22 protein-coding genes and 1 tRNA gene are annotated in these 20627 nt (G+C 69.4%); 10 read left to right on the top strand and 13 right to left on the bottom strand.

From position 1 onward, the window contains the following. The first annotated feature begins 35 nt into the window (after window positions 1-35). Genes trmB through KZC52_RS04230 form a run of 3 tightly spaced genes read left to right on the top strand, consistent with a single transcriptional unit; the run spans window position 36 to window position 2019 of the window. Window positions 36-761, top strand: a complete 726-nt coding sequence (gene trmB, locus KZC52_RS04240; protein ID WP_247622814.1) for a tRNA (guanosine(46)-N7)-methyltransferase TrmB — start codon at window positions 36-38, stop codon at window positions 759-761. Window positions 762-766: 5 nt separating this feature from the next. After that, complete coding sequence (locus KZC52_RS04235; protein ID WP_372491579.1) at window positions 767-1588, top strand: CPBP family intramembrane glutamic endopeptidase; 822 nt, start codon at window positions 767-769, stop codon at window positions 1586-1588. A gap of 38 nt (window positions 1589-1626) precedes the next feature. Next, on the top strand, window positions 1627-2019 hold the full coding sequence (locus KZC52_RS04230; protein WP_247622812.1) for a DUF1304 domain-containing protein: 393 nt from the start codon (window positions 1627-1629) through the stop codon (window positions 2017-2019). Window positions 2020-2046: 27 nt separating this feature from the next. On the opposite strand, the gene KZC52_RS04225 is transcribed toward KZC52_RS04230, so the two are convergent. The 6 genes from KZC52_RS04225 to KZC52_RS04200 are packed head-to-tail and all read right to left on the bottom strand — an operon-like array spanning window position 2047 to window position 5626. Continuing rightward, window positions 2047-2448: a RidA family protein gene (locus KZC52_RS04225; protein WP_247622811.1), complete on the bottom strand. Its 402-nt coding sequence runs from the start codon at window positions 2446-2448 to the stop codon at window positions 2047-2049. Window positions 2449-2508: 60 nt separating this feature from the next. Further along, a complete protein-coding gene (locus KZC52_RS04220) occupies window positions 2509-3486 on the bottom strand; it encodes a zinc-binding dehydrogenase (RefSeq protein ID WP_247622810.1) in 978 nt (325 codons plus the stop codon). Window positions 3487-3504: 18 nt separating this feature from the next. Then, on the bottom strand, window positions 3505-3927 hold the full coding sequence (locus KZC52_RS04215; protein ID WP_247622809.1) for an organic hydroperoxide resistance protein: 423 nt from the start codon (window positions 3925-3927) through the stop codon (window positions 3505-3507). A gap of 26 nt (window positions 3928-3953) precedes the next feature. Next, window positions 3954-4421, bottom strand: a complete 468-nt coding sequence (locus tag KZC52_RS04210) for a MarR family winged helix-turn-helix transcriptional regulator (protein ID WP_247622808.1) — start codon at window positions 4419-4421, stop codon at window positions 3954-3956. Window positions 4422-4457: 36 nt separating this feature from the next. Then, a complete protein-coding gene (locus tag KZC52_RS17525; protein WP_247622807.1) occupies window positions 4458-5156 on the bottom strand; it encodes an ion channel in 699 nt (232 codons plus the stop codon). A 44-nt stretch (window positions 5157-5200) separates the two neighbouring features. Next, window positions 5201-5626, bottom strand: a complete 426-nt coding sequence (locus KZC52_RS04200) for a GIY-YIG nuclease family protein (RefSeq protein ID WP_247622806.1) — start codon at window positions 5624-5626, stop codon at window positions 5201-5203. 126 nt (window positions 5627-5752) lie between these two features. Between KZC52_RS04200 and treS the strand changes: the two genes are divergently transcribed. Next, window positions 5753-7522 (top strand): maltose alpha-D-glucosyltransferase, encoded by a 1770-nt coding sequence (treS, locus tag KZC52_RS04195; RefSeq protein WP_247622805.1) that lies wholly within the window; start codon window positions 5753-5755, stop codon window positions 7520-7522. Next, the gene (locus KZC52_RS04190) at window positions 7519-8979 is read left to right on the top strand and encodes a maltokinase N-terminal cap-like domain-containing protein (protein WP_247622804.1); all 1461 of its coding nucleotides are present in this window, start codon (window positions 7519-7521) and stop codon (window positions 8977-8979) included. Before treS ends, KZC52_RS04190 begins: the two co-directional genes overlap by 4 nt. A gap of 31 nt (window positions 8980-9010) precedes the next feature. Here KZC52_RS04190 and KZC52_RS04185 read toward each other — a convergent pair whose 3' ends face one another. The 4 genes from KZC52_RS04185 to KZC52_RS04170 all read right to left on the bottom strand — a co-directional run bounded on the left by KZC52_RS04185 (window position 9011) and on the right by KZC52_RS04170 (window position 12415). After that, window positions 9011-9403 (bottom strand): VOC family protein, encoded by a 393-nt coding sequence (locus KZC52_RS04185; protein WP_247622803.1) that lies wholly within the window; start codon window positions 9401-9403, stop codon window positions 9011-9013. A gap of 80 nt (window positions 9404-9483) precedes the next feature. Then, on the bottom strand, window positions 9484-10296 hold the full coding sequence (locus tag KZC52_RS04180; protein ID WP_247622802.1) for an ABC transporter ATP-binding protein: 813 nt from the start codon (window positions 10294-10296) through the stop codon (window positions 9484-9486). Window positions 10297-10298: 2 nt separating this feature from the next. Then, window positions 10299-11363 (bottom strand): FecCD family ABC transporter permease, encoded by a 1065-nt coding sequence (locus tag KZC52_RS04175; protein WP_247622801.1) that lies wholly within the window; start codon window positions 11361-11363, stop codon window positions 10299-10301. Next, on the bottom strand, window positions 11360-12415 hold the full coding sequence (locus KZC52_RS04170; RefSeq protein ID WP_372491555.1) for an iron chelate uptake ABC transporter family permease subunit: 1056 nt from the start codon (window positions 12413-12415) through the stop codon (window positions 11360-11362). The genes KZC52_RS04175 and KZC52_RS04170 overlap by 4 nt, the downstream gene beginning before the upstream one ends. Before the next feature lie 102 nt (window positions 12416-12517). Between KZC52_RS04170 and KZC52_RS04165 the strand changes: the two genes are divergently transcribed. The 3 genes from KZC52_RS04165 (at window position 12518) to KZC52_RS04155 (ending at window position 15872) form a co-directional block, all read left to right on the top strand. Then, on the top strand, window positions 12518-13516 hold the full coding sequence (locus tag KZC52_RS04165) for an iron-siderophore ABC transporter substrate-binding protein (protein ID WP_247622800.1): 999 nt from the start codon (window positions 12518-12520) through the stop codon (window positions 13514-13516). Between the two features lie 75 nt (window positions 13517-13591). Next, window positions 13592-13954, top strand: a complete 363-nt coding sequence (cmtR, locus tag KZC52_RS04160; RefSeq protein ID WP_247622799.1) for a Cd(II)/Pb(II)-sensing metalloregulatory transcriptional regulator CmtR — start codon at window positions 13592-13594, stop codon at window positions 13952-13954. Next, complete coding sequence (locus KZC52_RS04155) at window positions 13941-15872, top strand: heavy metal translocating P-type ATPase (RefSeq protein WP_247622798.1); 1932 nt, start codon at window positions 13941-13943, stop codon at window positions 15870-15872. Before cmtR ends, KZC52_RS04155 begins: the two co-directional genes overlap by 14 nt. A 61-nt stretch (window positions 15873-15933) precedes the next feature. Here the strand turns inward: KZC52_RS04155 and KZC52_RS04150 are convergent. Together KZC52_RS04150 and KZC52_RS04145 are read right to left on the bottom strand one after the other, a co-directional pair. Then, a tRNA-Arg gene (locus KZC52_RS04150) sits at window positions 15934-16006 on the bottom strand. Between the two features lie 16 nt (window positions 16007-16022). Then, window positions 16023-16829, bottom strand: coding sequence for an SGNH/GDSL hydrolase family protein (locus KZC52_RS04145; RefSeq protein ID WP_247622797.1), 807 nt, complete (start codon window positions 16827-16829; stop codon window positions 16023-16025). A 70-nt stretch (window positions 16830-16899) separates the two neighbouring features. Between KZC52_RS04145 and argS the strand changes: the two genes are divergently transcribed. Both argS and KZC52_RS04135 read left to right on the top strand, forming a co-directional pair. Then, window positions 16900-18564: an arginine--tRNA ligase gene (argS, locus tag KZC52_RS04140; protein ID WP_247622796.1), complete on the top strand. Its 1665-nt coding sequence runs from the start codon at window positions 16900-16902 to the stop codon at window positions 18562-18564. A 38-nt stretch (window positions 18565-18602) separates the two neighbouring features. Next, window positions 18603-19463: an LmeA family phospholipid-binding protein gene (locus KZC52_RS04135; protein ID WP_247622795.1), complete on the top strand. Its 861-nt coding sequence runs from the start codon at window positions 18603-18605 to the stop codon at window positions 19461-19463. Between the two features lies 1 nt (window position 19464). Here the strand turns inward: KZC52_RS04135 and KZC52_RS04130 are convergent, their stop codons facing one another. After that, window positions 19465-20499: a YhjD/YihY/BrkB family envelope integrity protein gene (locus tag KZC52_RS04130; protein ID WP_247622794.1), complete on the bottom strand. Its 1035-nt coding sequence runs from the start codon at window positions 20497-20499 to the stop codon at window positions 19465-19467. Window positions 20500-20627 lie beyond the last annotated feature (128 nt).

Genomic DNA, 20627 nt, shown 5'->3' with positions numbered 1-20627 from the left:
CCGGTCGAGGGGACGCACCCGGCTACCCTGGAAGCATGCCCGAACCCCGAACCTTCCGTGACGAGCCGGTGTCCTTCGTGCGCCGGAGCGGGCGGATGTCCGAGGCGCAGGACCGCGCCTTCACCGACCTCGCCCCGCACTACCTGCTCGACGTGCCGCGGGCCGTCGCGTGGACCTCGGTGCACCCGGAGGCCCGCCTCGACGTGGCCGCCGAATACGGTCGCGACGCCGCGCTGATCGTCGAGATCGGCTCGGGGCAGGGGCACGCGATCGTCGCCGCTGCGGCGTCGCGGCCCGATGACGACTTCCTCGCCGTCGAGGTGTTCCGCGCGGGACTCGCCCGCACCATGCTCGATGCCGACCGGGAGGGCGCGAAGAACCTGCGGGTCATCGAGGCGAACGCGCCCGAGGTGCTCTCGTCGTACCTGCCGGAGGCCGCCGCCGCGGAGACCTGGATCTTCTTCCCCGATCCGTGGCACAAGAAGAAGCACACGAAGCGTCGCCTCGTGCGTCCGGGATTCGCCGACAACGCGGCCAGGGCGCTCGTCGACGGCGGCCTGCTCCGTCTCGCGACGGACTGGGAGGACTACGCGCTGCAGATGCGCGAGGTGCTGGATGCCGAGCCGCTCTTCGAGCGCGCCTTCGAGGGGGAGTGGGCCGACCGCTTCGACGGACGCGTCATGACGGCCTTCGAGCGCAAGGGCATCGCGAAGGGGCGCGATATCCGCGACCTCGTCTACCGACGTCGCCCGCGCCCGTGACCGACGTGCGGAGCGACGTGCGCACCCGGGGCATCGTCCCGGCGGTGCTCGTCTGCGCCGCTGCGCCCGCGTTCTTCGTGGCGGAGATCGCCTGGCTCGGATGGGTGCTGCTGGCGATCGGGATCGGCGTCTCCTGGGCGATCGAACGCGGACGGGTCACGGCATCCGCCCCCTCGCTCACGCGCGACCTCTCGCTCATCGCCCTCGGCCTGCTCGTCGTGAGTGTGATCCCGCTGGCCGCCGAACTCGACAACCTCGCGATGCTGCGCTTCACCCTCGCGCTCGGCGGCGCGGTCGCTCTGCCCTATCTCGTGTCGCGCTTCGTCTATCGCGACCGGGCGATCTCTTTCCCGTGGCGGGCGCACCGCCGGTGGGGCCGGTTGCAGTGGGGCTGGCTCGTCGCCGTCCTCGTGCTCGGCTGGCTGATCCTGCCGTTCTACTTCATCACGAGCGGCGTCTACGCCAACTGGCCCGTCGTCGACACCCCCGATCTGATCGCGCGCCTCTTCGTCGGTGTCGGCGCGGTCGGCATCTGGGACGAGCTGTTCTTCATCTGCACCGTGTTCGCCCTGCTGCGCCGGCACTTCCCGGACGCGGTGGCGAACGTGCTGCAGTCGATCGTTTTCGTCTCGTTCCTCTGGGAACTCGGCTACCGGGAGTGGGGCCCTCTCCTGACGATCCCGTTCGCACTGCTGCAGGGGTTCATCTTCTTGCGCACCCATTCGCTCGCCTACGTGGTCACGGTGCACCTGCTGTTCGACGCCGTCGTCTTCGCCGTCCTGGTGCACGCGCACAATCCCGGACTGCTGCCGATCTTCCTCGTCTGAGGCCGCGCGCGAAGGCGCGAGTCTGCGACAATCGGAGGATGCTCATCGCCGGACTCGTCCTCGCCGCGGCTGCTGCCGCGTTCCACGTCTTCATCTTCGCGCTCGAGTCGCTGAAGTGGACCGAGCCCGAGACCCGCAAGATCTTCGGCGTCGCCAGCGAGGCGGATGCCGTCACGATGAAGCAGCTCGCCTTCAACCAGGGCTTCTACAATCTGTTCCTGGCGCTCACGACCCTCTTCGGCATCGGGTTCACGATGTTCGGGTTCGCCACGATCGGGCTGACCCTGGTCTTCGCCGGCACCGGGATGATGCTGGCCGCCGCTCTCGTGCTCGTGCTCGCGGACCGGACGAAGGCGCGTGCTGCGGCGATGCAGGGCACCCTGCCGCTCCTCGCGGTCGTCGTCACCGCGATCGGTGCATCGCTCGTCTGATCGCGGCACCGGATCGCCGGACGCCCGTCAGGCGCGCACGACGGCGGCGACGGCGCTGATCTCGATCAGCGCGCCGGGAACGCCGAGCGCGGAGACGATCGCGGCGGTCACCAGCGGAGGCTCGCCGTCTCGCGCGAGCCGTGAGGCTACCGCGCCGTAGGCGGCGCGAAGATCCGCATCCTGATGGATCAGCACCGTCCAGCTGATCACGTCGTCGAGCGTCGCCTCGACCGCCGCAAGAGCGATCGCCGCATTCTCGACCGCGCGGATCGACTGCTCTGCGGCGTCGTCGGAGACGATCTTCCCGGACTCGTCGACGCCGTTCTGGCCGCCGACGTGGATCGTCGTCGCTCCCGGCGGGACGACGGCGACGTGGCTGAACGCGGGACTCACGACGAGCCCTGCCGGTCTGATCAGTGAGATGTCCATGAACGCAGTATGGGCCGGGTCGCCGACATCGGCGACCCGGCCCATACCGGACGGAGGGCGTCAGAAGCGCAGCAGCACCTTGCCGACACGACCGGGGGTCTTGCTCAGGCGCACGGCATCCGCGATGTCGGCGGCGTCGAAGGTGCCGGCGACCGGGAGGGTGAGCGTGCCGTCGGTGACGCGCTGGATCAGCTCGGTGAACAGTGCTCCGCGGGTGGACGCATCCATCGTCTGGATGACCTTGCTGCCCCAGAAGCCCTTCACCGTCGCCTGCTTGAAGATCACATCGGACGAGGCGATCTCCATGACGGGGGAGTTCATCGCGCCGAAGGCCACGAGCGTGCCGCCCTCGCCGATCAGCGACAGCACGTCGCCCGCCGACGATCCGCCGACCGAGTCGACCCCGGCGACGATCGCGGCACCGCCGGTCAGCGCGGCGGCCTGCTCGCGCCAATCCGTCTGGTCGGTCGCGATGACGTTCTCGATGCCCTGCGCGCGCAGCTCGTCGACGCCGGCCGAGCGCCGCACGAGGCCGAGCACGTTCACGCCGCGTGCGGCGCCGAGCTGGGCGAGCATTCGCCCGACGGCGCCGTTCGCCGCGTTCTGGACGATCCAGTCGCCCTCGTTCACATCGAGGAACTGCAGCAGGCTGATCGTGCTGAAGGGCATCGAGACCAGCTGCGCGGCGCTCTCATCGGAGAGGCCGTCGGGCACGGGGATGAGCCCTGCGGCGTTCGCGACGATGTACTCGGCCCAGGCACCGAAGGTGCCACCCGTCGCGACACGCTGGCCGACGACGAGATGCTCGACGCCGTCGCCGAGGGCATCGACGACGCCGAGCGCCTCGGTGCCGGAGGCGGCGGGCAGCTCGGGCTTGAACCCGTAGGTGCCGCGCACCGTCCACAGATCATGGTTGTGGATGGGGGAGAGGGCGACGCGCAGACGGACCTGGCCGGGCCCCGGCTGGGGAACGGGTCGCTCCTCGAGGGCGAGGACGTCTTCGGCTTCTCCGAAGGTGTGGTGGATGAGTGCGTGCATGGAGTTGCTCCTTCGGTCTCAGTCGTCGGAGACGGTGATCGTGACGTCGATGTTGCCGCGGGTCGCATTCGAATACGGGCACACCTGGTGCGCGGCATCCGCGAGGGCCTGCGCCTGCTCGTGGGGGAGCGTGGGGATCACGACCTCGAGTTCGACGGCGAGGCCGAAGCCGCCCTGGCCGTTCGAACCGATGTGCACGCGCGCGCCGACCGAGGAGTCCTCGATCTGGACTTTCTGCGCCCGGGCGACGGACTGCAGCGCGGAGTGGAAGCAGGCCGCGTAGCCGGCGGCGAACAACTGCTCGGGGTTCGCCCCGTCGCCGCTGCCGCCCATCGCCTTCGGAATGGCGAGATCGAACTCGACGCGACGGTCGTCGGTGGCGACGTGTCCGTTGCGGCCGGCGCCGGTGGCGAGTGCTTCGGCGGTGTACAGAGCTTCCATGGGTGTGTTTCCTTCCGGGAGGGTGGTCATTCGGAGCCGCGGGCGCGTGCGGCGCCGGCGGGAGTCGGGGTGGATGCCTGGAGGAGGCGCGTCAACTCGTGGAGCTCGCCGATCAGACGCAGTCGGTGCGCGTCGTCGTGGATGCCGGAGAACCCGGCGACCTCGGCCGGGATCTTCGCCAGGTCGCCGCGGAGCTCCTGACCCTCCGCCGTGAGCTGCACGGTCACGACCCGCTCGTCGGCGGAGCTGCGCTGCTTGCGCACGAGCCCCGACTGCTCGAGCCGCCGCACGAGCGGGGAGAGCGTGCCGGAGTCGAGCTGCATTGCCTCGCCGAGCGATCCGATGGTCTGCTCGCCCTCGTGCCAGAGGATCGCGAGCACGAGGTACTGCGGGTAGGTGAGGCCCCACGGCGCGAGGAGAGCGCGATACGCCTGCGTCGTCGCGCGCGCGGCGGAGTACAGCGAGAAGCACACCATCTCATCGGTCACGGCCATGACACGAGTATTGCACGCAATTCAGTTGTGCACAATTCAACTGTCGGGCTGTACGTCCTCACGCGGAGAGGTGGCGCCGCGCAGGATGCGAGCGAACGCGGTGAGGAGGAAGAGCTGGCCGGTGATGGCCTCGACGACCGCGATCGTCTGCCCGATGGTTCCTTCCGGGACGAGATTGCCGTAGCCGGTGGTCGTCAGCGTCGTGAACGAGAAGAAGAGCTGATGGGCCAGCGAGTCCTCGTGCGCATCCGCGAACACCGGTTGCGGGGAGAGCAGGCCGAGCAGGTTGTACGCGAAGGCGAAGGCGATCCCCACGAGCACGTATGCCGTGATCGCCGCGAGGAGCGCTTCGAGGTTGAGCCCTCGACGACGGATCTGGTGGGCGATGATCGCGACCGGCGCGATGAGCAGCGCCACGAGTGTCGCCGACGAGAGCCCGATGTCGAGCAGTTTCTGCTCCGTGCCCAAGAACACGGCCACGACCGCCGCTGCTCCGGCGACCGAGAGGATCACCCAGCTGGTGCGCTGCAGTGCAGCGTTCGCGCCGGTGACACGGAAGACGACCGCGACGGTCGCGAGGATCAGCAGGAAAGCGAGTGGGCTCGGGTTCGTCGACTTCTGGGCGGTCGAAAGTGCGTACGACACCACGAGGAGCACGAGCACACCGCAATAGCCGATGACGCCCTCACTCGGCTTGCGCCGACCGTCACCAACGTTCTCGTCGTGGCTGGACACGCCGCCAGTATGGCACCGCGGATGCGACGCATCCACCGTGGCGCTCACCCCCGCAGCGCCTCGCTCACCCACCGTGCGTACTGGTTCCACGGCGGCCCTGCGCGTCGCAGGAGCCGGGTGTGCGCTTCGAGCGCCGAGCTGAACTCGAACCACTCGCCGCCCTCGCGCCACTCGGCGAACTCCCGATGTCGCTGCTGCTCGAGTGCGCGGTCGCCGCGCTCGAACGCGAGCAGCTCGTCGTGGTGGATGCGAGCGACCCTCTGCCGGGGGTGCGCGCTCGTGCCGATCTTCACCCGTCTGTCGTATCGGAGGTAGTAGACGACGTCGACCCGATGACGCGGCAGGTCGTCATCGGGCACATCCCCGTACCGCCAGCCGCAGATCGCGCAGATCCATCGGTCATCACGACGCTCGCCGTCGACCCCGCCGCACAGGTGGCAGGGCCCGGGGAGGGACGTGGGTCGGGTCATGTCGAAAGGCTAGGCGCACCCTCCGACATCGCGTCGGTACACCTTCGTCGTCCGGACCCGCAAGGGGTGACGTTCCCGGGGTCGGATGTGACAGGTTGGGCGCATGTTGCGAGACGGGAGAAACGCATGAGCACTGCGGCCGATCCGGCACCGCCCACGGCATCCATCCCCATCCTGACCCAGGAGCCGTTCCCCGACACCCCGGGCAGTCCCGCGCCCGAGTGGTTCAAGACCGCGGTGTTCTACGAGGTCCTCGTCCGCTCGTTCAAGGACGGCGACGGCGACGGGTCGGGTGACTTCCGCGGGCTGATCGACAAGCTCGACTACCTGCAGTGGCTCGGGGTGGACTGCCTCTGGATCCCGCCGTTCTTCCCCTCCCCGCTGAGAGACGGCGGGTACGACGTCGCCGACTACACGGGCATCCAATCCGACCTCGGCACCACGGCCGACTTCCAGGAGTTCCTCGACGCGGCCCATGCGCGCGACATGCGGGTGATCATCGACTTCGTCATGAACCACACCAGTGACGAGCATCCGTGGTTCCAGGCGAGCCGGAACGATCCCGACGGGCCCTTCGGAGACTTCTACGTGTGGAGCGACACGGACGATCTCTACGAGGACGCGCGGATCATCTTCGTCGACACCGAACCCAGCAACTGGACCTGGGACCCGGTGCGCCAGCAGTACTTCTGGCACCGCTTCTTCTCCCACCAGCCCGACCTCAACTTCGACAACCCGAAGGTGCACGAGGCGATGATCGACGCCATGCGGTTCTGGCTCGACATGGGGCTCGACGGATTCCGCCTCGACGCCGTCCCGTACCTCTACGAGCGCCCGGGCACCAACGGCGAGAACCTGCCCGAGACCCATGATTTCCTCAAGAAAGTGCGGCGGATCGTCGACGACGAGTACCCCGGTCGGGTGCTGCTCGCCGAGGCGAACCAGTGGCCGGCCGACGTCGTCGACTACTTCGGCGACCCCGAGGTCGGCGGCGACGAGTGCCACATGTGCTTCCACTTCCCGGTGATGCCGCGGATCTTCATGGCGGTCCGACGGGAGTCCCGGTACCCGATCAGCGAGATCCTCGCCGAGACGCCCTCGATCCCCTCCGGATGCCAGTGGGGGATCTTCCTCCGCAACCACGACGAGCTCACGCTCGAGATGGTCACCGACGAGGACCGGGACTACATGTGGAGCGAATACGCGCAGGATCCCCGGATGAAGGCCAACATCGGCATCCGCCGTCGCCTCGCGCCGCTCCTCGACAACGACATCGATCGCATCGAGCTGTTCACGGGACTCCTGCTGTCGCTGCCCGGATCGCCGGTGCTGTACTACGGCGACGAGATCGGGATGGGGGACAACATCTGGCTCGGCGATCGCGACGGCGTGCGCACTCCGATGCAGTGGACCTCGGATCGCAACGCGGGTTTCTCGACCGCCAACCCCGGACGGCTCTCCCGTCCGATCGTGCAGGACCCCGTGTACGGGTACCTCGCGGTGAACGTCGAAGCGCAGCAGGAGGACCGGTCATCGCTGCTGCACTGGACGCGGCTGATGATCCACGCCCGCAAGAAGCACCCGGCCTTCGGGCTCGGCAGCTTCAACGACCTCGGGGGATCGAACCCCGCCGTGCTGTCGTACACGCGCGAGCACACCAATGACGACGGCACCGTCGACGTCATCCTCTGCGTCAACAACCTGTCGCAGTTCCCGCAGCCGGTCGAACTCGACCTCCGTCGCTTCGAGGGGATGGTGCCGGTCGAGCTGGTCGGCGGCGTGCCCTTCCCCCGCGTCGGCGAGCTGCCGTATCTGCTGACGCTCGGCGGACACGGGTTCTTCTGGTTCCAGCTGCAGGAACCCGCCGACGATGCCGATGAACGGGGGATGCTGTGAACGTCGTCGCTCCGGGAGTCCTGGAGGACTACCTCGTGCGCACCCGCTGGTTCGCCGGCAAGAGCCGACCGTTCCACGTCTCGCGGGTGCGGCGGATCGCTGACCTCGAGGGCCCGGACCAGGGCGTGCGGGTGGCGGTCTTCCTCGTGACCGTCGACTACTCCGACGGCGAGGCGGGTCACGAGACCTATCAGGTACCCCTGTCGATCTACGACGAGCCGCAGGAGGCGATCGCCCACGCGTTCATCGGGGCGGCGGAGGATGAGGGGCGCATCCGGCACGTCTACGACGCCGTGCACGATCGTTACGCCATGGCGCTCTGGCTCGACGGGCTCGTGGCGGCGGAGCACAGCGCGACGTTCGACCGGGGAGGACTCCGTTTCCATCGCGTGCCGGGAACCGATCCGCTCGACCCGGGGCTGCGGGCATCCCCGCTGAGCGGCGAGCAGTCCAACTCGTCGATCCGGTTCGACGACGTCGCGATCATGAAGGTGTTCCGCAAGGTGACCCCCGGCGCGAATCCCGACATCGAGATCCATCGGGAACTCACCCGGCAGCACTCGGAGCACGTCGCCGCGCTCTACGGCTGGGTCGAGGCCGATGTCGACGGCGAGACCGTGCAGCTGGCGATGATGCAGGAGTTCCTGCGCACCGCTTCCGACGGGTTCGAACTGGCGACCGGGAGCGTGCGATCCCTGCTCGCCAACCCGTCGCAGAGCGTCGAGGAGTCGGGAGCGGACTTCGCCGGCGAGGCCGCGCGCCTCGGAACTGCGGTCGCCGAGGTGCACGCGGCGTTGCGCGGACGGTTCCCGTCGGAGACGCGTGATGCGGCCGCCGCGCAGGCCCTGGCGCGTGCGCTGGAGGATCGCCTCGACCACGCACTCGGTGTCGTGCCGGAACTCGCACCGTACGCCGAGCGCCTTCGGGCGATGTACGCGACGGTGGCCGCGCTCGGCCGGCTCGACGTGCAGCGCGTGCACGGCGACCTTCACCTGGGGCAGACCCTGCGCACCGCGCACGGGTGGCGCATCGTCGACTTCGAGGGTGAGCCGGGGCGCCGGTTCGCGGAGCGCTCGCTCCCCGATTCACCCTGGCGCGATGTCGCCGGGATGCTGCGCTCCTTCGACTACGTGCCCGGCACGGTGGCCCTCACGCAGGCGACGGAGGAGGGGGCCGATCCGGATGCCGAAGACGATCTGCGCGCCGATCTCGCTCGTGAGTGGGCGCGTCGGGCGCGGGGGCATTTCCTCGACGCCTACGTCGGCGCGCTCTGCCGTACCGAGTCGGTCGGGGCGGATGCTGCGGCGCCGGGGGAGGAGGAGCAGATCCTCGCCGACAACCGCGCGCTGCTCGACGCATACGTCGCCGACAAGGCCGTGTACGAGGCCGTGTACGAGAAGCGCAACCGCCCCGCGTGGATCGCGATCCCGCTCGCCGCGCTCGCCGACGTGGTCTGACGACGCGGTTCGGTGGGTCTGCTCCGGTGGATCAGGATGCCGAGAGTACCGAGAGCACGTTGCCAGCCGGATCTCTGAACCAGGCGATGTCCGGCCCGCGATCGGGCCCGCCGCGCATGATCCCCTTGGCGTCGGTGCCGATCTCGTCGTCGTAGATCTTCGTGACCACGCCCCGGGCGTTCAGATCGTCGACCGCGGCCTCGACGTCGTCGACGGGGAAATTGAGGATCGTGAAGCTGGCCGGTGTGTGATCGGGTTTGGCGTACACGAGGATCGACCCTCCGTCGGGCAACCGGATGTCGAGGAACCCCATCGCGTTGGTCGTGACGTCCAGGCCGAGGGTGTCGCCGTAGAAGGCGCGGGCGGCGTCGATCGAGTCGACGCTGAACCCGCTGAACGGATGCGTGATCTGGAAAGCGGTCATGGAATCAGCATGCGCTCGCCGCGGGGGCGTGTCCAGAGGTCGGGGTTCGGGTTCTCTGCCGCTCCGGGCTCTCCGTGCGCTCAGTGTGCTCGTGCGTCGCGTGTCGCCCGAGCCTCGGGCACGACCAGCGGCGTGCCCGTTGCGGGGTCTTCGATCACGCGGGCTTCGAGTCCGAAGACCTCGCGAACGAGCGCGGAGGTCACCACGTCGCGCGGCTCACCCTCGGCGACGACTCGTCCGTCGCGCATCGCGATGAGGTGGGTCGCGTATCGCGCGGCGTGGTTCAGATCGTGCAGCACGGCGACGAGCGTGTTCCCGTCGGCGTGGAGATCGGCGAACAGATCGAGGAGTTCGATCTGGTGGGCGATGTCGAGGAAGGTGGTCGGCTCGTCCAGGAGCAGGATCGGCGTCTGCTGCGCGAGTGCCATCGCCGCCCACACGCGCTGACGCTGACCGCCCGAGAGTTCGTCGACCTGTCGTCCGCGGAGCTCGTCGACGTTCGTCGCGCGCATCGCCTTCTCCACCGCCTCCTGGTCCTCGCTGCTCCACTGGCGGATGAGTCCTTGATGCGGGTAGCGGCCACGGGCGACGAGGTCGATCACGGTGATGCCGTCGGGAGCGATCGAACTCTGCGGGAGCAGACCGATGATGCGGGCCGCCTCTTTCGCCCGGTACCGGCTGATGGACTTGCCGTCGAGCGTGATCGCCCCCTCGGCCGGGATCAGCAGGCGTGCGAGTGCGCGCAGGAGGGTCGATTTGCCGCACGCGTTGGGACCGACGATCACGGTGAACGAGCCGTCGGGAATGCTCAGGGAGAGACTCTCCGAGATCACGCGCCGATCGTAGGCGAGCGTCGCGGATTCGGCGACCAGGCGGGCATCGGATGCGGGCATGGCTAGAGCTGCTTTCGGGCTTCGTGGACGAGGAGGGTGACCAGATAGACGCCGCCGATCACGACGGTGACGATGCCGACCGGAACGGACCCGGGAACGACGTGCTGCGCGATCGCATCGGCGGCGAGGAGAAGGAACGCAGCGACCATCGCGGAGGTGCCGATCGGGATGCCGGCGCCGGAGGTGAGGCGGCGGGCGATCTGCGGAGCGGCGAGGGCGATGAAGGCGATCGGCCCGGAGACGGCGGTCACGATCGCGATGAGCGCCACACCGACGACCATCACCAGAAGGCGCGTACGTTCGGTGCGCACCCCGTGCGCCCGGGCGGCATCGTCTCCGAGTTCGAGCTGACGGAGAGGGCCGCTGACGAGAAGGGTGAGGACGAGGAGCACCGCGAGCGGGCCGATTGCGACACCGACGTCGTCCCAGCCCACGAGGGAGAGCGACCCGGCGCCCCAGATCGACGCGGTCATCGCGACCTCGGTCTGCGCCCGCAGCAGCAGGTAGGTGTTTAGGCTGCTGAGGATGGCGGTCACGGCGATGCCGACGATGATCAGCCGGAAGCCCTGCACGCCGTTCCGCCAGGCGAGCATGTAGACCACGAGGGCTGTCATGAGACCGCCGGCGAGTGCGCCGATCGAGACGGTGATGACGCTGCCCCCGGCGAGCGTGATCACGAGGATCGCGCCGGTGTAGGCGCCGGTCGAGAATCCGATGACGTCGGGGGAGCCCAGCGGGTTGCGGGTGAGAGTCTGGAACAGTGCGCCGGATGCTCCGAGCGCGGCCCCGAAGACGATGGCGGCGACGATGCGCGGGAGGCGCCACTCCACCACGATCCTGCTCGCGAAGCCCTGGTCGGAGAAGAGCGCGGCAGTCACTTCCGGGAGGGAGAGCGGGTAGTCGCCGAGGCACAGCGCGAGCAGCGCGAGCACGAGGATCCCGAGCGCGGTCACGCCCCCGACGAGGAGACCCCGCCGATGCACCGGAACGAACCCGCCGGGCACGGGGAGGGCGAGATGGCCGTCGGGCACGCGACGTTCGGTCGCGGAGCGGTCGAGCAAGGTCACAGCGCGCTCGCCCTCTGCCGTCGGACCAGCAGGATGAGAACCGGGGCGCCGATGAAGGCGGTGACGATACCGACGGGCAGTTCGCCGGGGCGCAGGACGACACGGCCCACCACGTCGGATGCCAGGAGCAGGATCGGTGCGAGGAGAACGGAGTAGGCGATGATCCACCGCTGATCCGGACCGACGATCCATCGTGCGACGTGCGGGATCATCAGGCCGACGAAGGCGATGGGACCCGCCATGGCCGTCGCGGTGCCGCACAGCAGGGTGATCGCGATGATCGAGAGGACACGTGTGCGCAGGACGCTCGAGCCCAGTGACCGCGCGAGGTCGTCGCCGAGGGCCACGGCGTTGAGCGGGCGTCCGAGCATCAGGGCGAGCACGAGTCCTGCGGCGAGATAGGGCCCGGCGACCACGATGACCTCCCAACCGCGGTCCGCGATGGCGCCGGCTTCCCAGGCGCGCATGGCGTTGAATCCCTTCGGGTTCGCCAGCAGCATCCCTGCGGTGATACCCGACAGCACAGCGCCGATGGCGACTCCGGCCAGCGTGATGCGGGCGGGGCTCACGGACCCTCGTCCTGCGGAACCGATGAGGTAGACGATGATCGTCGTGACCAGCGCGCCACCGAACGCGAACCACAGGAACGCGGGCGGTGAGGTGAGGCCGAAGACGCCGACGGCGATCGCCACCGCGAAGGCGGCACCAGAGTTCACGCCCAGGATGCCCGGGTCGGCGAGCGGATTGCGGGTGACGGCCTGGATCAGTGCTCCGGCGACGCCGAGCGCGGCACCGACGAGGAGACCGAGGGCGGTGCGGGGGATGCGGAGCGCGAGCACCGATGCGGCATCGGCGTCCGACCCCGCTCCACGGATGGCGTCCCATACGACCGGGATCGCGACGTCGCGCGCGCCGATCGACAAGCTGAGCATCACGGTCGCTCCCAGGACAAGGGCGATGACGAGGAAGCCGATGGCGCGGCGAACTCTGAAAGTCCCCCGCTCCGCTGACGCGCCGGGAACGGCTGTCGAGCAGGAGATCGGAGAGGTCACCAATCAAGCTTAGGGTAACCTAAGGTCGATCCCGCGCACCCTCCAGAGGTGTCGCGCGCGCCCGTTCGGGTGCGCCCCGGAACGAATCGAAAGGCCATCGCCATGAAAACGACCCTCAAGATCTCGGCGGCCGTCGCGCTGCTCGCCCTGACTCTCGCCGGATGCTCGAGCACCCCGGCGGATTCGGGGCCGTCGAGCGGGGGATCGGCACCCACGACCGGCACTTTCCCGCAGACGGTCGAGACCGCGTTCGGCGAGGTGACGGTCGACAGCGCCCCACAGCGGATCGTCGCGCTGGGGTGGGCGGATGCCGAGACCGCGCTCGCGCTCGGATACCAGCCCGTCGGCGCCTCCGACTGGCTCGAGTTCGGTGGCGACGGCGTGGGCCCCTGGGCCGAGGGGCTCTACGACGAGTCGCCCGAGATCATCGCCACACTGGAGCCGTCCTACGAGGCGATCGCCGCGCTCGATCCCGACCTCATCCTCGACGTCCGGGGAAGCGGCGATCAGGATCGATACGATCGGCTCTCCGAGATCGCCCCGACCATCGGCGTTCCCGAGGGTGGCGAGAGCTACCTCACCACGCAACAGCAGCAGGTCGAGATGATCTCGACTGCGCTCGGCATGCCGGAGAAGGGTGAGGAGCTGCTCGCCGAGATCGATGACGCCTACCGGGCGGCCGCCGATGCGCACCCCGAGTGGGCCGGGAAGACCGTGACCGCCGCCACCCGCACGAGCGAGGGCTGGGGAGCGTACATCGAGGGCAGTAACCGCGTTCAGACGCTCGAGCGCTTCGGTTTCGTGCAGAACCCCACGATCGCCGAGATCCCCACGAACTCCGGCGGGTTCTCGGTCTCGATCTCGAGCGAGGAGCTCGATCTGATCGACGCGGACCTCATCGTCGCCTTCCCGATCTACATCGACACCGCCGAGATCACCGACGACGCGCAGTGGAAGGGCCTCCCCGCAGTGGCGGACGGTCGTTCGATCGTCATCGACGGCGACATCTCCGCTGCCTACTCGTTGGGCTCGCCCCAGGCCGCGCTGTACACGGTGGAGAACCTGACGCCGCTGCTCGAGAAGGCGCTCCCCGCGTCCTGAACAGGGTTTGTCCGCGGAGAAGCGAAGGCATCGATTCGGGATGCAATAGTTCATCCTTCACTGTATGGTCAGCGTATGCTGACCATTGCCTCCCGGATCGATGTGATGAACCGTCTCGGCCGCGCCATGGCCGATCCCACGCGTTCGCGGATCCTCCTGCAACTTCTCGACGGCCCCGCGTACCCTGCGCGCCTCTCGGAGACGCTCGCCCTCTCGCGCACGAACGTCTCGAATCATCTGTCGTGCCTGCGGGGATGCGGGATCGTGGTCGCGACGCCGGAGGGGCGGCAGACCCGCTACGAGATCGCCGACCCCCACGTGACGAAGGCGATCACCCTTCTGGTGAACACCGTGCTCGCGGTAGACGACGGCGAACCGTGCACCGACGAGAACTGCGACGTGCCGCTGTGCTGTTCACCCGCCGATGTCGACCTGTGATGCGTGCTGCGGTCCGGTGATCGCAGCGGCAGGGGCGGTCGGGCACACGGATGCCGAGCATGAGGTTCGTCCGCCGCTCTGGCGTGATACCGCGCTGCTCCCGTCCGTCATCGCCGGCGTGGTGCTGCTCGCCGGCTACGTGCTCGAGTGGAGCGGGTTCCCCATCCCGGCCCTCGTGCTGCAGGGGGTCGCCCTCCTCGCCGGCGCCTACACCTTCGTGCCCGGAGCGCTTCGCCGCCTGGCGCGGGGGCGCCTCGGCGTCGGGCTGCTGATGACCATCGCGGCGATCGGAGCGGTGGCTCTCGGTCACGTGGGAGAGGCAGCGGCATTGGCTTTCCTGTTCTCCCTCGCCGAGGCGCTGGAGGATCGCGCGATGGACCGAGCGAAGGAGGGCCTCCGCGCTCTTCTCTCGCTCATCCCCGAGACGGTGCGCGTGTCGAGGCTGAGCGGCGACGCGAGCATCCCTGCCACGGAGGTGCGAGAGCTCGACGTCCTCGTCGTCGGGGCGGGAGAGCGGATCGCGACAGATGGCGTGGTCGTGGACGGACGCTCGAGCATCGACACGTCCGCCGTGACGGGCGAGTCGATCCCGGTCGCGGTCGGTCCGGGGGAGGCCGTGCCGGCGGGTTCGGTGAACGGATCGGCGACGCTCCGCATCGAGGCGACGGCCGACGGGCGGGACAACTCCCTCACCCGGATCGTCGAGCTCGTCGAGCAGGCGCACGCCCGCAAAGGCGAACGTGCGCGCCTGGCCGACCGGATCGCCCGCCCGCTCGTGCCGGTGGTGCTCATCGTCGCCGCCCTGATCGTCGTGTTCGGGTTCGTTGTCGGGGATCCCGGTCTGTGGGTCGAGCGCGCCCTCGTCGTTCTCGTGGCCGCATCCCCCTGTGCTCTCGCCATCGCCGTTCCCGTGACCGTCATCAGCGCCATCGGCTCGGCATCGAAGTTCGGCGTCGTCATCACCTCGGGCGAGGCGTTCGAGCGGTTCGGAATCATCCGCACGATCGCATTCGACAAGACCGGCACGCTCACCCGCAACGAGCCCGAGGTGGTCGCCGTCGCCGCGGCCCCCGGCCGCACGCGCGAGGAGGTCCTCGCCCTCGCCGCCGCGCTCGAGAGGACGAGCACGCACCCGCTCGCCGCCGCGATCGCACGCGCGGCGGCGGACGCTCCCGCGGCGACCGAGGTCGTCGAGGATGCGGGCCACGGTGTGACGGGTCGGGTCGGGGCCACTCGCGTCCGCGTCGGAAGTGTGCGGTGGCTCCCCGAACTGGGCGACCTCGAGGGCGCCGCCGAAGGGATGGCGGACGACGGGATGACCGTGGTCGCGGTCGAAGTCGATGCACGGATCGCGGGGGCCGTCGGTGTACGCGATGAGCTGCGCCCCGAGGCGGCGGAGACCATCTCTTTGCTCGAGGAGCAGGGTGTTCGCGTCATCATGCTCACGGGCGACAACGAGCGCACCGCCCGCGCGCTCGCCGCCCGCGCGGGAGTGAGCGACGTCCGTGCGGAGCAGCTCCCCGCAGACAAGGCGGCCGCCGTCACCGCCCTCCTCGCCGAGGGGCCGACGGCGATGGTCGGTGATGGCATCAACGACGCTCCGGCACTCGCGACTGCGACCGTCGGCATCGCCATGGGAGCGGGCGGTTCGGCGGCGGCCGTCGAATCCGCCGACATCGCGTTCACCGGCCACGACCTCCGCCTCCTGCCCGCAGCCCTCGCCCACGCGCGCCGCGGGCGCCGAATCATGACCGTCAACATCGGCCTCGCCCTGGCGATCATCGTGGTGCTGTTCCCGTTGGCCTTGTTCGGAGTGCTCGGCCTGGCCGGCGTCGTGCTCGTGCACGAGATCGCCGAAGTCGTCGTCATCCTCAACGGGGTGCGGGCCGCCCGGCGGACGGCATCCGTGCCCCGCTGACCGCATCGCCCGGAAACGGAAGAAGGACCGCCCTCACGGACGGTCCTTCTTCGCGTATACGTGCCCCCGACAGGAGTCGAACCTGCGACCTACGGTACCGGAAACCGGCGCTCTATCCACTGAGCTACGGAGGCGTACCGAACGACGATATCACTGCTCGGGGGTGGTCTCCGACTCGCCGGCGATCGTGACCGGCGCGCCGCTGAGCGCATCGAGCGCGGCGGCGACACGTTCGGCGAGGTAGCGGTGCCCGGCGGAGGACGGATGCTTGCGCCCCACCTCGACGTCGATGACCTCGAGGTAGTTCTGATCGGTGATCCAGTCCTCGGCGACGGGGGAGACGTACCACCAGCCGCGGGCGGCGGCGAGATCCGCGAGATCGGCGTCGATGCGCGCGGTGCCGGCACCGACGGGGAGCTCGTGCGGGGCGGGCCCGAGGATCACGATCGTCGCCTCGGGGTACTTCGCCGCCATCGCATCCCAGGCCGCGTTCACTGCCTCGCGGTATCCGGCCGCGCCCTGCTCGCGGTCGTTGATCGAGCCCTGCAGGATCACGAGGTCGGGAGACAGCGCGGGATCGAGCGCCGCGATGCGCTCGCCGAAGGCGGGGCCGTCGAGTCCGGGCTTGAGATAGCCGCTGCCGCGCACACCCTTCACGATCGTCTCGCCGTCGAGCAGATCGGCGAGGAGATACGCGTATCCCTCGGTCGGGACGGTGGCGGCCGAGCCGTACGTCCAGGAGTCGCCGAAGACGAGCACGGTCGGGTGCTCCGGCAGGACGAGCGGAGCCGGTGCGATCGCGGCGGCGGGCTCGCCTTCCGCGGCGCCGACGGGGGCGGTCGAGGCGAGCGGTGCCCAGGGGCGCCAGACGCCGAGGACGCCCGCGACGACGGCGACGGCGAGCACGGCGGCGACGCCGGCGAAACGCAGTCGGCGGCGTGCGGGAGCGACGGTCATGGCATGAGGGTAAGTCACAGATCGGTCTGCGCAAATTCGACACCGTCCCGAGCCGTAAACTTGGTGGTCTATGAATCCTGAAACGCTCGCCGAAGCCCTCCTCGCAGTCCTCGCTCCGATCGCGGACGAGCGACGCCCCGGCGAGCCCCTCGGGCTCTCGGCATCCGACATCGTCCTGGAGCGTCCGCGCAACCGCGACCACGGCGACTGGGCCTCGAACATCGCGATGCGCCTCGCCAAGCCGTTCGGCACGAACCCGCGCGAACTCGCGCAGCAGATCGCCGACGGTCTGGTCGCGGTCGACGGTATCGCCACCGCCGAGGTCGCGGGCCCCGGATTCATCAACATCCGTCTCGAGGCCGCTGCAGCGGGCGCGCTGGCGAAGACGATCGTCGACGCGGGCGTCGCCTACGGCACGAACACCTCGCAGCAGGGCGTGAGCGTGAACGTCGAGTTCGTCTCGGCGAACCCGACCGGACCGTTGCACATCGCCCACACGCGCTGGGCGGCGCTCGGTGATGCGATCGTCCGGCTGCTCCTCGCCAGCGGCGCGCACGCCGTGCGGGAGTACTACATCAATGACGCCGGCGCGCAGATGGACCGCTTCGCATCGTCGCTGGTCGCCGCCGCGAAGGGCGAGCCGACCCCCGAGGGCGGATACCCGGGGGAGTACATCACGGCGCTCGCCGGTCGCATCCTCGAGGCGCGCCCGGATCTGCTCGACCTCTCCGACGAGGAGCAGCTCGCGGTCGCCGGCGACCTCGGATACGAGTACCAGCTCGCCGAGATCAAGAGCTCGCTCGACCGCTTCAACGTGCCGTTCGACGTGTGGTTCTCGGAGCGCACCCTGCACGCCAAGGACGCGTCGGGCACGAGCCTGATCGACCAGGCGGTCGAGCGCCTGCGCGAGCAGGGCCACGTCTTCGACGAGGACGGCGCCGTCTGGGTGCGCACCACCGACTTCGGCGACGACAAGGATCGGGTGATCCGCCGCTCGAACGGCGAATACACCTACTTCGCCGCGGATGCCGCGTACTACCTCAACAAGGGCGACCGCGGATTCGAGAACAAGATCTACCTCCTCGGCGCCGACCACCACGGGTACGTGCACCGCCTCAAGGCGGTCGCCGGTGCGGCGGGCGAGGATCCGGAGCGCAACGTACAGGTGCTCATCGGGCAGATGGTGTCGATCAACGGCGCCCGCCTCAGCAAGCGCGCCGGCAACATCATCGAGATGGACGACCTGCTCGAGTGGCTCGGCGCCGACGCCCTGCGGTATTCGCTCGAGCGCTCGCCCGCGGACTCGCCGCTCGATCTCGACCCCGAGCTGCTGCAGAAGCGCACGAACGACAACCCCGTCTTCTACGTGCAGTACGCGCACGCCCGCACGCACAATGTCAGCCGCAACGCGAACGATTCGGGCGTCGACCGCTCCGAGTTCGCCCCCGAGACGCTGACGCACGAGTCCGAGGCGGCGCTGCTCGGCGCACTCCAGGAGTTCCCGCGCATCGTGGCGTTCGCCGCCGAGGTGCGCGAGCCGCACCGCGTCGCCCGCTACCTCGAGGAGCTCGCGGGCCTCTATCACCGCTGGTACGACAACTGCCGCGTGATCCCGCAGGGCGACGACCCGATCGAGAGCGTGCACCGCACGCGTCTGTGGCTCAACGACGCCGCCGGACAGGTCTTCCGCAACGGGCTCGACCTCCTGGGCGTCTCCGCACCGGAGCGCATGTAACCCCCGTCCGCACGACCGAGGTAGGGCAGGATGACCCCATGAGCGAAGACAACCGCACGCTGCCGTACCCGGAGCCGGATGCCGAGCATCCGACGCTCGTCCTCCCGGGCGCCGGGACCGGGACCGACGACGGTGTCGCGAGCGCTCCGCAGCGTCGTCGCCGACGCTGGCCGTGGGTGGTGCTCATCGTCGTCGTCGTGCTCGCGGGGCTCGTGGTCGCGGCGGAGTTCGTCGCGCGGGCGATCCTTCCGGGAGTCGTGCGCTCGCTCGTCATCGACCAGCTCGACCTCCCCGCCGATCAGCAGCTCGACGTCGACGCCGACGGCCTCCTGCTGCCGCAGCTGATCGGCGGACGTCTCGGCAGCCTGCACTTGTCGACCGACGCGGTCACCCTCGAGGGGATCACCGGTGCGGTCGACGTGACCGCGACGGGGGTGCCGCTGCGCGGCGGCGATCTCGCGGGCGCATCGGGCACGATCCGCATCGACGAGGATCAGTTCACCTCGCTGCTGGCGACCACCGACCTGCCGGTCGACACGGTCGCTCTCGACGAACCGAACGCCACCGTCAGCGGGTCGATCACCGTTCTGGGCCTCGCCGTCCCGATCTCGCTCACCCTCACGCCCGGAGCGTTCGAGGGCGACCTCGAACTCACGCCGGTGTCGTTGAGCGTCGGCGGAATCGAGATCGACGCCTCGCAGGTCGGGTCGAACCTGGGGTCCATCGGCGCGGATCTCACCCAGCCGCAGCGGATCTGCATCGCCGATCAGCTCCCGGCGGGCCTCACGCTCACCGGGCTGGAGATCGACGGATCCGTGGCCGTGATCGACATCGACGTCGACGGAGCCATCGTCACCGACGAGAGCCTGCTCGAGAAGGGCACCTGCCCGGCCGGATGAGTCAGGCGTCGCGGGCGGCTTCCTGAGCGGCGCGCAGTTCGTCGGTCGCGATCTTCAGATCGATCTCCGCCCGCTGCACGCGACGCTGCGGGAAAGTGGTCGCGCCGAAACGAGCGCGCACCCGGTTCTGCCGCTCCTCCTCGCCCGTGACGATGTAGGCGCACGAGATGAGCATGACCTGCGCCGACAGGTTGAGCCAGATCAGGAGGGCGAGCAACGACGCGAACGAGGCGAGCAGAGGATTGCTGGTCGCGCCGCCGACGAAGAGCGAGGAGAGCTCCTGGAGCACCAGGAGGCCGACGGCGCCGAGAAGGGCACCGCTCCAGAGGGACCGCGCCGACGGGCGGACCCCGGAGAGCACGAGGAACACGGCGATGAGCAGAGCGGTGTTCAGTGCGAAGACGATCATCAGCGAGAGGATCCGCACGCCCCAGGTCGCCAGCGCGGAGTCGGTGGGGATCCCGAGCAGATCGCTCACCCAACCGACGCCGATCCGTCCGACGATGGAGAGGAATGCCGCCGCGATGAACGCCGCCCCGATGCCGATCGCCAGGGCGAGGTTGCGCAGGATCACCCAGATGAACAGGACGTCGCTCTGCGCGGTGCCCGAGATCACACGAACGGCGGTGCGGAGCGACCCCACGGCACCCAGGGCGGCGCCGATCAGGGCGATCGCCGACACCGCGCCCGCCAGCGAGAACGAGATCGGTTCGCGGAGATCGGCCGGATCGATGACTCCGTCCTCGCCGATCAGGCCGGGCACGACGGATTGCACGGCGTCGATGATCGCGTTCCAGGCCTGCGGGTTCCCGGCGAGCCACAGTGCGGCGATGGAGAATCCCAGGAGCACACCGGCGAACACGCTGAACAGGGCGCGGTAGGTGACGCTGTCGGCGAGCATCGGGCCGCGGCGCTCGCTGTAGAGGAGGAAGGCCCGCACGGGCTTGCGCTGGAGCGCCCAGCGCGTCACGGCTGCGATGGCACGCGGAATCGGCCCGGGGCGGGCAGGGGCTTCGGTCGTCGACGGGGCTTCCACGTTCTCACCCTACGAGTGAGCGCCGGCCGCCGTCACAGGGGTTGCGGGACGGGCGTCACCATGGCTAGGGCGGCATGCGCCGTGCCCTAGAATCGGGGTCAGTCTCGTCGTGCGCTTCCCGCCCGAGT

The organism is Microbacterium galbinum (assembly GCF_023091225.1).
Lineage (GTDB): Bacteria > Actinomycetota > Actinomycetes > Actinomycetales > Microbacteriaceae > Microbacterium > Microbacterium galbinum.
Note: the sequence above shows the minus strand (reverse complement) of the source record. Positions and strands in the feature narration are given on the sequence as shown.